The organism is Cytophagales bacterium (assembly GCA_033344775.1).
GTDB lineage: Bacteria > Bacteroidota > Bacteroidia > Cytophagales > Cyclobacteriaceae > JAWPMT01.
On record JAWPMT010000002.1, the window covers coordinates 791,344 to 805,183 of the forward strand.

Genomic DNA, 13,840 nt, shown 5'->3' on the forward strand with positions numbered 1-13,840 from the left:
AATCCTTTGGGAATGATTCTGTGGGGTTTTGGCCGTAGAAGGATAATGAAACTTGATAAAGTATTAGACAGGTAAATAGAGACTTAAACATAAGCAGTGGATGATTACATATGACTAAAAAAGGACGCCTATTATATGCCTGTTACGCAAGATAAATATATTTCGACCTGGTTCTGATGATCCACTTTCTGGCATATAGCCATATGATCAGATAGCCTAGTAAATACCAGATCTCGAACCTCCCAAACAAAGGGAGTTCAAATGCCAGATCAATCAGGTCCAATTCAAAATTGAGGCCAAGAATATTGATCTCCAGACCTTCTTCTAAACCAATACTTGTTCCTAACAGGCCGAAAAGTGAAGCCTGGATCCCAGTTCCACTTGCAGATGATCCCAGTACTTGTTTCAGCGGTCGCCAGTCTTTTCCAATAGCCGTCGAGGGTAGGTCCAGACCTAGTTCAGGGACCTTTAAGCCGACCCAGGAAACGAATGTATTGCTATTGGGTCCGGGAAATAGGTGGTATTCATCTTTCCAGGGGTACGCTTTGATAGCCACATCCACTTTTTCGATGAGTGATTCAACATGATCTCCACGTAAATCCAGCAACAAAGCGGCCTCATTGCCATACCAGCTATTCACCGGTACATGAGTCTCTCGGAAGAGTACATTACCTTGATGATCTTCTCTCCATCCAATGACCTGACTGACTTCAAAATTTTTTGCTCCCTGTGGTTTCATCGCGATCCAACTATGTACTGCGAATATTCCTTTTGGGCCCCAGGTTCGGGCCGCATAGACCTGTATGATGGGTTCTTGTTGAGTTGGATTCGGAACAACTATTTTATGAGCATTCTTATTTCCCTTAGAAACTTTATCAATGGTAGTATCTACGATTGGAGGGATGGCCAGAAATAGGATAAATACTGACCAGATAATGAGCCTGCGATAAGATATTCTGAGGAAGTCATGAGACCTGATACTCTGTGGGTGAACGTACTTTTTGCCTTGTTCAATTTTTTCCTCATCCGTTAGCTTTCGATCCATGTCTTGTTTTACTCCCAAGAGTTTACGGAATATCCAAAGAAAGGATCAAAGTCGGCTTCTGTTATGAAAAAAAGTAATGAGCGAAAGCACACCATAAATGGCCAACAGCAATAGCATGGTCAAGGTGATGAAATTCGCTATTTTCTGTTGAATTGGAACATGAAATGGAAAGGGCTTGTAATTAGCCAGCTTTAAAGCCGAACTTGTTTGATCGACGTGGAAATGTGCACCCGGCTCGGTATTGTTTTCGACTGGAAAGACAAAAGCAGCAGGGTTTTTCAGATTCAAATGACCGACAGAATCCTGCATTAAGACTGGGCCTGGTCTGAGAGATTTATTCGGAAACGTTTCTAAACGATAACCGAATATTGGTTCGTATGGTCTTAATTGGGAAATTCCTGCAATGAGCAGGTTATTTTGCTTTAAGGTTTGACCATTTTTTAAAATCTCCTTTCCTATATCAGTGATCTGAGGTGCGAAATGCCCTGATTTTAGTTTATCGTAATTGAGCAGAATAGGTCGAGCGTCATAGCTTTCTTGATGATATCGATCCTTATCCAGATTGTAATCACTTATCAGGAAGGTTCCCAATATTCCTAATACTGCGATGCCACTTTTGATCCGTTGATTCCAGCGCAGGTGCTGAATGGAGAGACTACTCAATACAATCACTATAGGGATATAAAGCGAAATCCATCGAATGAGCGTAGAGCTGCTTTTAAGAAAGGGGATGTGCTTTAAGATCAGGTTCCAGATGGGTAGGTGGTAATTCAAAACGATAGGGGTGCAAAGTAGAAGGACCATTAAGCTAAATATCATCTTGTTTGTCCAGATGAGTCCTGCTACTTTTTTTCGAAGGGTTATGAGGGCTAAGATAAGAAGCACCAAAGGCACCAACGTTACTCCATACTCGTACTCATGTAGCCCAAAATTGTTCGGGGTACTGATGAGTTTGCCTGCAAAAACCTCAGGTGCCTTCAGAAACAGGGCTCGGAAGCAAATGGCTATTGTTCCTGCCAGGCTTTTGTAACCTGGGAGTGCGTAGAAATCTCTGGGGAATAAACTCAAATAGCTGTAGCTCGCATAAATACGCGCGGCTGAAAGAAGGACAGCAAGGGTGATGATGCTCAGGAATTTGATGCTGAAATAAGCAATAATAGTTCGGTCATTATTGATCAACATATCGAGAAGGATCAGTAAGGTAATGCAGACCAGCGTCACAGGAATCAAGTGGATATTGCCGCTGTAGATCATGTAGGCGATGATGCATGAACCCCACACGACGTTGGCAATATCGGTTTGTGTGTTTTGCCTGCGCCTTAATACGCATAAGGCCAAAAAGGGTAGAAGCATGAATGAGTGATAGGTGAGGTGACCCACGATCATTCTGGATAAGAAAAACCCATTGAACAAGAACAGGGAAGCACCATACAGCGCTGTGTGGGAAGAGGTGTTGTAAATGCAGCTTAGCAATAGAAAAAAACCACCGAACCCCAAGATTCCAAACAACAAGGTTGTTAGCTTGATGCCCAGTAAGGGATTGGTAATGAAACTCAGGAATTGAGGCACGGAATAATAGAGTGATTGTGGGTTAGGGAATTTGGGCAGCCCACCGCCAAAAGAAGGCGTGAACCATGCTACTTCACTCAATCCATTCACGTGATGCCAGTAAACCCCATCTAGTAATTCAGGCATGAAGTAGCTGTAATCATGCCCGATGAATCCTTGATTATTGGGAAAAAAAGCTTCAAGCCTTAGGTAGAACAAGCATACGATTACACAGCTTGCTAATGCGAGATATAACCTGTTCTTTCTCATACCCATTTGTGGCGTGTAAGATAGCTGAAAAGTGAAAGGCATAAAGGGGCAATTCAACGAGTGATTTCCGGGCTTATTCCTGATACGACAATTACTTTTTGGAAAATGTTCACCATCGGTTATCTTCGGCGGCGTTCTATGACCAATTCATTCCTACTTAGTTGCTTGATGCGAATCTTCAATTGCGCATATGAAAGGGAAGTATAAACCTTTAATTGTGCTCTTGCCGATATTTATGTTGGTACTTTATGTATACTGGGCGGTGTTTTTCCAAAACATGGTCAAAAGTCAATCCACTAAAGAAATCCGATTTGATACAGAGGTTACCACGGATATTCACCCATCTGAAGGTTTGGCCATTATTCATTTTTATGACCCTTCCTGTCTGATCGCTAAGGACAATATTGCACATTTGGAACGAATATTTACACGTTATAAGGGTCGGGAAGCCGCCTGGTACATTGTAACAAATAAGGCAGTTGATACGGACATGTATCAAAAGAGGCTTGGATTCCAGGCCCAATGGGTAGAAGATCGCAACGGTGAAATCGCTGCTGCTCTTGGGGTGATCAGTACACCAATGCTCGTGATTGTGGATGATGGAAGACTCTTCTTCAGAGGGACTTATCTTAAAAATGGAGCATTCTGCGGAGCCGATGACATTACCACTTCGGATGCAGGCATTGCCATCAGAAGTAGCATGAAAGGGAATCAGCTCCCGCTCTATTTGAAAGACCTGAAGTCTTATATTGGTTGTACATTGTGAGTCGAATTCCATCAAATGGCGAAGAAAGACTCACCGTTCATGTGAAATTGTACTTCTGCTGATGGCTTATCTGCTCATGGGTTGACCTGACTGATCAAAAGCCATGACGAATCCGCGATAGCTGACCTGATCCAATAATGCTCCGCCTACAAGTAAGGTACCGTCACTTCGTTGAGCAATGGCTTGTGGGTTAAATGTAGCATTGGTATCGCTATGGGTACGCTGCCATTCCATTTCTCCGTTTTCATCGACTTTTACGAGCCACAAATTTTTGTTGATTTCATCTGGATAATCATCATTGTTGAATCCCACTAAGAAATACCCATCCTGAGCGTCAGCTACTAATGTTTCAAATCTTGATTCATCCCCCGAGGTGGCGTAGTACTTTTCCCACAGTTGATTGCCACTTGCATCCACTTTGCCGATCAGGCCTCTTGAACGGTCATTGATGAATTCAAACCCTGTATAAATGAAATTACCCTGTTCTTCCTGAATCATGTCCTGAATTCTGGTGGTGCCTTCATTGAGGACCCTGGACCAGGCCAGTTCATTGTTTTCGAATTTCAACAGACTCGAGCCTGAAGTTGATCCCAAAGCGATAGTAATGGAGCCATCATCTCCGATCAATGCCTCATTCATGAAATTATCAAACGGACTGCCTGGAAGAGGAATGCTGTTAAAACTTAATCTTTCTCCATCTAAGGTATAAGAGGCCTGGAAAAATACATTTTCATCGGTCTGACTTCCATCATAGGTAATGAATGAGAAGTGGTCTGAAAGTACTTTCATTCGGTACCAGTGATAGCTTTCCGTGTTGGCCTCTACTTCGAAACGCTGCATCTGCTCCCCATCAAAGCTTAACTGGATGAGCTCGTGTCCGGTGATGCCACTGGCACCGGTAAGCAAATAGATCGCATCATCTTTGACATCATAATCCGTAAAGGATGGGTTTTCCGCTATGTCCCACTGAATGGTGTGATTTGTACTTATGTAATAGGTGTGCGGCATCGTTCCCCCATGTGAAATGGCCAAATAACTATCATCATCATATACTTTGATGTCCTGTATAAGATTGACTTCATCAGCAATGAGGTTTTGTAGTTCCCGACTTACTTCATTCTCACGACAGGCTGAAAGTAGTAGTGTGATGGGTAAAATAATGATGAGGAGGGGAGTCAGAATATTTTTCACAGTCCTTTATGTTGGTAGGTGAAGCTAATATAAATGTTAGGGACCATTCGATTGACTGGTTGAAGTCAATTTGATTTATACACAAACAATTATTCGAGAGAAGAACCTTAATAGTGGATGGTACAATAGACTTACATCCCATTCAATACCGAAAGAGGAAATATGGCGAAGGAAAGTACTTATCCAGATCGGTCATCATCTTTGGAGAAATATAGCCCCAATTGGTATATCCATCATCAATGGCTTGTTGTGTCAGGATTTGTAAATGGGTGTGACAGAACCAACCACCACTATCACTTTCCTGTCCGATACGGGCAAATACTTCCCCCGACTCAAGTTTATCGCCAACACTTACCATGTGTGGCGTTTTGAGGTGGCCATAGAACGAATAAAAAACGATCTCATTGATCTCATGTTTCAACATGACATAGCCACCGTAGTTGCCTATTTGTTGCTCTTTTCCAATTTTGAAAACATCAGCGTCCAATGGACAAAACATGGGCGTATCATACGGAACAATAATGTCCAGCCCAAGGTGGTAATACCTTTGCTCTTCAATGATATTAGGGTAGTCTCTTAATATGTTCTTTCGTTCTTCCAGGTACTTGCCAATGCCCCATTGACAGGAAGACCTTTCCATTTCATCAAAGATCATCTGATTGAATTCATGGAAATCGGTGAGGTTGTATTCAGATGTTCTGGGATTATTGGATGAGAAATTAAAAATGTAAGGCTTTCCTTTCAGGTAGTCACCAAATAATGGGTAAACTTCGATGCCATTGAGGTTGAGTGGATAGTACATTTTTTTATTTTTCTGAAAAGCTATTTAATCTCCTTTTCATCTTCGGCATTGACGAACAATACATTGCCGATGCCTTTGTAACCTTCAAAAGTTTCTCCCCCTCGTTGTTTGATGGCTTCTACTCGGAAGCCAATGATTGTGAGGTCCGCCGCTTTGGATCTTGCGTTCACGATATCTTTATGACTGCCCTGACCTTCTTTTTTGACAATGACCTCAATGTTGTTATTAGAAATGGGCAATCTTCCTTCTTGCGTAAGTTCCAATAGATTTTCTTTTTGTTCCTTGGCCGTTTCTTCCGGGAAGATCGCAATTATTTTGATGTGTGCTTTTCTCCAGTCCGGGTGTCCCATAAGAATGTAACCGATCAGGATCATCAGGTTGGCATTCTCATAGTCGCTGTGGGTGATCCAGATATGGATTTCATGTTTGAAGCCAAATCCGCGTTCCGAACTGGCCAGCACACAAATGTCATAATCCGCGGAGCGAACTAAAGGAATGTTTTCAATGATGTCTTTGGTACTTTCCCCATTGATCTTGGAAAACTCGAATAGGAACATGTTGCCTTCTTTGCCTGAGATGCTGGGAAGCTGCAAGGATTGAGCAATGGCCGTGGTATAAGACGGAGAGATCATGGTATCCATGTACACATTACTTTTCACCTTACCCGCTACCTTGACCAATTGATTCAAATCTGCCTTCGCCTGTTGGTGCGTTTCCCTGGATAAGTAGCCACGTATGAAATGGATGTAGGTTCCGAACCCAAACCTGTGACTCATCCACCGGATCAAGTCAAAGTCAGCAGTCCGTTTGAATGTGTTTTGTGAAATACAGATAATGGAAGGCCTCCAGTCTTCATCGTCTTTCTCCGCATTTTGGAGAAAAATCTGAATCTTACGTGAAAGTTGAAAAATGGCTCCCTGAAAGATTTTGGCCATTCCCTGGTTGTCATCGTTGACCCGGGAAATGATGGAATAGATAATGACCATGATGACCAAAGAGGCAATTGCGTAGGGCGCGTTCATGGAAAACATGAGGTAGAAACACATGAGTGCGCCAACCAGTGAAAAATACCATTTGGACCGAAAAGCAGGTCGATAGGAGGGGTCCGCGGCAAAATGATGCAGAAAGGAGATCAGACAGATGGCACCATAGGTCACCATGAAAAACATAGAGATGATCTCTGCCACAAAGTCCACGTTGCCCAAGGCGACAAATACAAATGCGAGTAGGCTCGTCACCAGAATCCCATTAATGGGTTCTTTGTTTTTTCCGGCCTCTTTACTAAGCCATCGGTTTACCAATGGAACACCAAAGACTTGATCTACAGCCAACGCTTGCAAAGTACGCGGTGCAACCATGATGGATCCGAGCGCTGAAGAGAGTGTTGCCCCGATGAGACCAATGATAATGATGGGCCCCCATGTAGCGATTTTGGCCATGATCAGTTGGTCATTGGCCAATTCTTCCGGACTAGCCGAGATACTTAATTTGTAAGCTGCTGCAATATAGATGAGCATGCCAGCCAGGGTGGCCCAGATAGTCCCTTTAGGAATTGAAACCTTGGGGTTCTTTAAATCTCCTGATAAGCCGACACCTGCTGCCATTCCGGTGAAGGCCGGGAAAATGATGGCAAAAACGTAAAAGAAGCTATCCTTATCCGGAACCGTGGCAGTGAAATTGACTATCCCCAAATTGGCGTGATCCGTAGTTCCGGCAAAGAACAGCACCAAAGCCGCAAAGAGCAGGGTAACCACCCCATACAAGGCTTTGATCCCAATGTCTGCGCCTTTTGTTAGCATCAGGATACTCACGAATAGCGTAAGTGGGATACTGACCAGGCGCTTGTCTGATAAGTTCAGATCGTACTGCAGGTTAATGTATTCGAAAACCGGCGTAAATGCTTCTGCACAAGCGATGATGTAGAAAGCGACACTGATTGCCTGCGATAAATAGAGTGTGACGCCAATTGCCGCACCTATGTTGATGCCAAACGATCGCGAGATGATGTAGTAAACTCCTCCACCTTCAACCTTTTGGTTGGTGGCAATCTCTGCGATGGCCATGGCTGTAGGTAAGGTGACCAAATGTCCGATGGCGATGATGCCCAGGGTTCCCAATAGTCCGGTATGGCCTACCGCATATCCAAATCTTAAAAACAACACGGCGCCAAGAATGGTAGAGAGGGTCGTCATGAAGACCGGCATCGTGCCGAAGTTGGCCTTTTGACTCTTATTTGCTGCGTTTTCGGGCATGGTTGTGAACTTGGGCCTAAACTATCTGCTTTTCAATTATAAACGTGGCAAATCAGCAGAATCTTGTCAAAAAAGTGCGAGTGTCGTATATAGAGCGTACTTATTCTTTCATAATACCACTCTACTCCGAAATTCCCCGGATCGTTGTGAACTTTCTATTCTATAAATGTCAGTAAGAGTGAATCATAAGGGAATCTGTATACTGCTAATATGCGGACCCGTTAGAAGATATAAATTTATCTTTAGATATATTTAGATAAGAACGGAATTGGTAAATGGTTAGAAGGTCATGTAAGACCAATTTTTACTCCGTTTTTAGGGATTTCACAGGATTAATATTCGCAATTCTTAGGGCCTGAATTGAAATGGTACTTACGGCTATGATCAATACAGAAATGGTAGGAAGTATGTAATACCACCATCGGAGAGGAACTCTAAAGGCAAAATCCTCTAACCACAAAACGGCGAATGCATTTACAAAGGGCAAAGCGATAATACCTACGATAACCAGCATAATGATGTAGCTTTTTGACAGGGTCAAAACCATCTGTATTAAGGACGCTCCCAGTGTTTTACGGATGCCCATTTCTTTGGTTCTTAACTTGGTCACAAAGGCAAACAAAGCGAGCATGCCTACAAGTGCTAAACCGATTCCGATAGAGGAGAATAGCTTGAGAATGATAAACATATCGTTCTCAGATTTATAGGCATTGTCCATGTATGAACTTACCAGTATGGAAGTGATCAGTGAGCCAGGAGCAAGATTTTGAAGTTTTTCCTCAATTTTTTCGATCGTACTTGCGGGTGAATTGGATTTAAATCGTACCAAAAGGTAATTCAATGCATTTTGATCTTTATCAGAGAGCTGTACAACCAACGGTTCAATTTCATGATGAAGGGAAGCAAAATGAAAGTCTTCAATGACTCCAACGATCTCTCCTTCACGCTGCCTAAAAGAATTGACAGCAATTAAACCTACTGGATCAACGTTTGGTAACAGGGAGGCGGCAGCTTCATTCATGAAATACTTATTTCCCTGGAACTGCATTTTACTTATACCACCTTCTTTTACCGAAATACCCATTGTTTCCAAGAATTGGTTGTCTGCAGCGATAACTCTGGAGCTGAGACCGGTCTGAGGTGAGTTTTTCAGAAAGAAGGTTTCGATACTTATCCGTTTGCCTACCAGGTGAGAACTAAAAGAGACGTGAGATACGTCAGGGATTTTTTCTAACTCTGCCCGAATTGTATTCGAGGAAAGAATGGCCTGAGTTTTTAACCGTCCGTGAAGCTTGATGGTGATGACCTCATCACGTGCAAAACCCATATTCTTGTCCTTAATAAAGTCGATCTGTTTGCTGACAATGAATGTGGCTATGAGTAAAAAGATGGAAATCATAAACTGTATACCCACCATTAGTCGTCTGAGTGAGACTTTGTTGCCAATTTTTAGATCCTTTCCACCTCCGGTATCACCTAAATTGACCTTAGAGAGATAGGAAGAAGTTAATAGGCTGGCGACCCCACCGATGACCATTGGTAGAAGGAATACAAGGGTCAATAGACCGGGAGAGAATAGTTTTTCGTGAGGAATAGCAATATTGGCCAACTGATTGTAATAAGGCAATGCGAGTGATGTCCAGATAAGCGCCAGTGCAACACTGATAATTACCAGGAATATTACCTCAACCAGGAATTGAATAATAAGTTGCTTTCTTGTGCTTCCAAGAATTTTGCGAACGACAATTTCATTCAGCCGATTCAGGCTTTGAACCATTTGTAGATTGATGAAATTGATGATGGCTACCAGAAGTATGAATATTCCTAAAGATGAAAAGATATAGATCAGCTTAATGTCACTATTGACACTGATTTCTTTTTCTCTGTGGGAATGGAGGTGGATATCTCGAACAGGTACTAACTCGAGTAGTTCGTTTTCAGCAATAATCGCTTCCTCGGTCATAAAGCCTTCAAGAAATTCAACTTTAAAATCAAATAGTTTTTCACGTACTTTTTCAACATCTTCTATAGAGTTGAACAAGGTATAGATGCTTACTCCGGCCCAAAGTCGATCAGGATCCCGCATGAGCATAGAGTTTTTAGAAGATACGATGCAATCGATCTTGAGATGAGAGTTTTCCGGAAAGTCCTTGATGACCCCAGTTACTGTGATGAACCAACCATCGTCAAAATCGATCACCTCTCCAATGCGTTGCTCACCATCCTTGAATAGTCGACTAGCCGTCGATTCAGTGATCACCACTGAAGAGGGTGAGTTAAGTGCTCCTGGGGATCCTTCAATGAATTCCAGGTCGAAAATATCCAGAATGGTAGAATCGCCCATGTACGGATGTTCAATGAGAATTTGTCTTTCCTCATACTCAATGGTTGTTGCATCATAGGTGAACAATCTGCCGATTTCAGCAACTTCAGGCATTTTCTTCTTGAATTCTGTCGCTAGGATTGGAGAGCTTTTTGCCCAGGTTCTTGTTGCCAGGCGATAGATACGGTCATGTTTAGGATAGCTGGTTTCATAGCTCAGCTCATCCATGACATTGAGACCTATTAACAGACACACAGCAATGGCGATCGAGAAGCCTAATACATTAATAAAAGAGAAAAACTTGTGCTTTACGAGATTCCTTAAGGCTACTTTGTTATAATGATTTATCATCTGCGTGTAATTAAATAAACAGAAAATAAGACCTGCGAGATTTTTATCAGCATTTGAGTTTGCTCTGTACGATCAAGCAGTGGTTGCTTCAGTTAATTTTTCCGCTGGTAATCTGAAGATTTTATTCTTTTCATCAAAACTAGTTTGATCTCACATTATTTCAAAAAGATGTTTCTGGCTAGTAAGACAGAATTTCTTCCTTAATGTTAAAATGTAACGGAAACGATAGACTATCAATTTTTATCAAAAAATGAGAAATATCATCGAAGAAATCGGATTTTATTTAAATTCGATCTTTCAAACTTCTTAATTGATAGCTAACACAAAACATTGACTCTGAAACTGGGCTAATTCCCGAAAATAGAACCAATATGATTATTAAACTCATTAACATGCCGTTTGCGGATGTGGCCATACCCTCCATTGCGCTTACACAACTCAAATCTGTTCTAAAGTCGGATTTGCAGGATAAGGTAGAGGTCGATATTCATTATTTCAACCACGAATTGGCGGATTATCTGACACTGGATAATTATAGGTTTATCTCAAATGGAGGCCAATCTAATAATAGTGGATTCGGGGATTGGTTCTTTAGACAACAAGCGTTTCCCCATATTCCTGACAATACACAGGAGTATTTGTCGAGATATGGCCATTTGTTGGGAATGGATTTTCTTCAACAAAAAGGAGCTTTTATTCAAGAGAAACGCCAACAGCTAGATCAGTTTCTTGAAAATTTAATAGATAAATATGAGCTTGATAAATGCGATATCGTAGGATTTACATCAATGTTCATGCAAAATGTTGGAAGTTTTGCGATGGCTCGCAAGATTAAGGAACGCAACAAAGATGTCACCATCGTGATGGGCGGTGCCAATTGTGAGAGCCCAATGGGGGAAGAGCTGGTTAAGAATTTTGAAATGCTGGATTTCGTGTTTTCAGGGACCTCACTGATCTCTTTTCCGAGGTTTGTTAAAAGCCTCATGACGGGGAACCGGTCAGAAGCAGAAACCATAAATGGCGTTTTCTCCAGAGCGAATACCGCGAATAAGATCAAAGACAAAGCCCAGATCCTGGTAAAGGAAGATGGTGAAGTGGAGACTGTCGGGCCTATCGGTGAGGAACTGTCCATCAATGAATGTGTTCCCCTTGATTATGACTCTTTTCTGGAATCCTTTGATTATTTCTTTAAAGGAAAAGACATTGCGCCAAGTTTGCTATTCGAGACTTCTCGTGGTTGTTGGTGGGGTGCGAGAGCACATTGTACATTTTGCGGCCTGAATGGTGGAGGAATGTCCTATAGAGCGATGAAAAGTGAGATCGCCATCTCTATGATCAATGATTTGATTGATCGCTACGGGGATCGGGTCAAGAATTATTCTTGCGTGGATAACATCATTCCGAAAGAGTATATCCGTGAAGTGTTCCCGTACGTCAAGAAATTGGAAGGCATGAAGATCTTCTACGAAGTACGTGCTGATATTACTTCTGAGGAGATGGACATCCTCTCAAATGCAGGAGTCGTAGAGATGCAGCCTGGTATTGAGTCATTGGCGACTTCCACGTTGAAGTTGATGAAAAAAGGGACCACTTCATTCAACAATCTCAAATTCCTTCAGCGGACTGTGCTTTACTCCGTATTACCGCAGTGGAATTTGTTGGTTGGATTCCCGGGAGAGAAAGAAGAAGTATACGCGAAATACGTTAACGACCTTCCATCGTATTTCCACTTGCCACCTCCGATTGGGGTTTTCCCAGTAAGGTTTGATCGCTACAGTCCTTACTACATGGAAGCTGATGCATACAATCTGGATCTGGAAGCACTGGATTACTATACATACACCTATCCGAAAGATAAGGAAACACTAAAAGAAATGGCCTATTATTTCGGTGATCAAAACTATGAAGCTGATTACATCCGAATTACGGCCAAATGGCTCTCTAAGCTGGAAATACTGGTGAGTGATTGGAATAAACGTTGGAGAAACTTCGATAAGGACAATTTACCTGTTCTTCATTTTGGTGTTCAGGATGGTAAGGATATCGTCATAGATCAGAGAGGAGAAAGGAAAATCATTCCTCTGACTGAAACTCAGAAAAATATCTTGATCAACCTGGAGAAGCAAAAAAGCTTAAAGGGAATTCAATCACAATTGAAAGAGTATGATCCTAATGAATTGGAATCGGAACTTTCCTATTTGCTTAAAATAAGACTCCTACATGAGGAAAACGGTACTTACATGAGTCTGGTATTTGACGAGAATCCATCTGAGCAGATATTGGACAGACTGAAGTATCAGGAGAATTAGTCAAATAGAGAACTCGATTTGGGCGAAACTTCTTCGATTTGATCGTTTGAGCAATCGCACAAGAATTGACATCTATCCAAAAGTAGATGGTATTTGATTTCATCCTGAACACAAGCAGTAAAATGAAAAAGGTATCTCATGTCTAAGATTAAGTTGTTTTGCTTTCCATATGCTGGAGGCTCCGCTCAGGTTTACCGAGAATGGAAACAGTATCCTTCTGAGGTTTTTGAAGTGATTCCTGTCGAATTGGCAGGTCATGGGAGAAGAATGACGGAGCCACTATACGAAGATGTGTCAGAGATGCTTGAGGACATTTATCCGCATGTAATCGAACAGGTAGGAAGCAGTGATTATGCCTTTTTCGGACACAGCATGGGAGGAATGTTGGCCTTTGAACTGGTTCACAGGATCAGGAAAAGTTCAGGGAGATTACCCATGCATCTCTTTTTTTCGGGAAGAGGAGCTCCGCATATCAGGAGGACCGATAAAATTCGGTATCATTTGCTGGAGGAAGAAGACTTCAAAAAGGAAGTGCTAAATTTAGGAGGTACACCTCCCGAATTTTTTGCACATCCGGAACTTTTGGAAATATATCTCCCGATACTCAAAAATGATTTCAGGCTTTCGGAAACCAGACCACCAATAACGGAAATTGAAGAAATTGATGTTCATTTAACGGCGCTGGTTGGCTTAGATGAAAACCTCAATGAAGAGGAACGATTTGGATGGCAACTCCACACCAGTAAAAGTTTCGAGCTATATCAATTTGAAGGAGAACATTTTTTTATTCATAACTATCATCAGGAGATCCTCAGATTAATAGATCGTCTGCTTTCCTGGCCCAGAACCAAACAAGAGGTAGTAACACCTCATTTGATCAGGTCGGGCCTGACAGTGTGATCGGCGGACTGTTTAATAACACAAATCGCTAATGAGAGCGGAATAATTTCGAGGATTCTGGAATAATAATAGAGAGAGATCAA

At 42.0% G+C, this 13,840-nt stretch carries 9 protein-coding genes; 3 read left to right on the forward strand and 6 right to left on the reverse strand.

Going from position 1 to position 13,840, the window contains the following annotated elements; translation table 11 throughout:
- Positions 1–142: 142 nt before the first annotated feature.
- Positions 143–1,045, reverse strand: coding sequence for a DUF3750 domain-containing protein (locus R8G66_07660; protein ID MDW3192224.1), 903 nt, complete (start codon positions 1,043–1,045; stop codon positions 143–145).
- 45 nt (positions 1,046–1,090) lie between these two features.
- Positions 1,091–2,905, reverse strand: a complete 1,815-nt coding sequence (locus R8G66_07665) for a hypothetical protein (GenBank protein ID MDW3192225.1) — start codon at positions 2,903–2,905, stop codon at positions 1,091–1,093.
- 148 nt (positions 2,906–3,053) lie between these two features.
- Here R8G66_07665 and R8G66_07670 point away from each other — a divergent pair, with 148 nt between their 5' ends.
- A complete protein-coding gene (locus R8G66_07670; GenBank protein MDW3192226.1) occupies positions 3,054–3,629 on the forward strand; it encodes a hypothetical protein in 576 nt (191 codons plus the stop codon).
- A gap of 66 nt (positions 3,630–3,695) precedes the next feature.
- On the opposite strand, the gene R8G66_07675 is transcribed toward R8G66_07670, so the two are convergent.
- The 4 genes from R8G66_07675 to R8G66_07690 all read right to left on the reverse strand — a co-directional run bounded on the left by R8G66_07675 (position 3,696) and on the right by R8G66_07690 (position 10,548).
- Positions 3,696–4,820 carry a hypothetical protein gene (locus R8G66_07675; GenBank protein MDW3192227.1) on the reverse strand — a complete coding sequence of 375 codons (1,125 nt, stop codon included), beginning with the start codon at positions 4,818–4,820 and terminating at the stop codon, positions 3,696–3,698.
- A 142-nt stretch (positions 4,821–4,962) separates the two neighbouring features.
- Positions 4,963–5,622: a peptidoglycan DD-metalloendopeptidase family protein gene (locus R8G66_07680; GenBank protein MDW3192228.1), complete on the reverse strand. Its 660-nt coding sequence runs from the start codon at positions 5,620–5,622 to the stop codon at positions 4,963–4,965.
- Between the two features lie 20 nt (positions 5,623–5,642).
- Entirely contained in the window at positions 5,643–7,874 is a 2,232-nt protein-coding gene (locus tag R8G66_07685) for an amino acid permease (GenBank protein MDW3192229.1), read from the reverse strand.
- 304 nt (positions 7,875–8,178) lie between these two features.
- Positions 8,179–10,548, reverse strand: coding sequence for an FtsX-like permease family protein (locus R8G66_07690; GenBank protein MDW3192230.1), 2,370 nt, complete (start codon positions 10,546–10,548; stop codon positions 8,179–8,181).
- Positions 10,549–10,919: 371 nt separating this feature from the next.
- On the opposite strand from R8G66_07690, the gene R8G66_07695 reads away from it, so the two are divergent.
- Together R8G66_07695 and R8G66_07700 are read left to right on the forward strand one after the other, a co-directional pair.
- The gene (locus tag R8G66_07695; GenBank protein MDW3192231.1) at positions 10,920–12,857 is read left to right on the forward strand and encodes a RiPP maturation radical SAM C-methyltransferase; all 1,938 of its coding nucleotides are present in this window, start codon (positions 10,920–10,922) and stop codon (positions 12,855–12,857) included.
- Positions 12,858–12,995: 138 nt separating this feature from the next.
- On the forward strand, positions 12,996–13,757 hold the full coding sequence (locus tag R8G66_07700; GenBank protein MDW3192232.1) for an alpha/beta fold hydrolase: 762 nt from the start codon (positions 12,996–12,998) through the stop codon (positions 13,755–13,757).
- Positions 13,758–13,840: the final 83 nt, after the last annotated feature.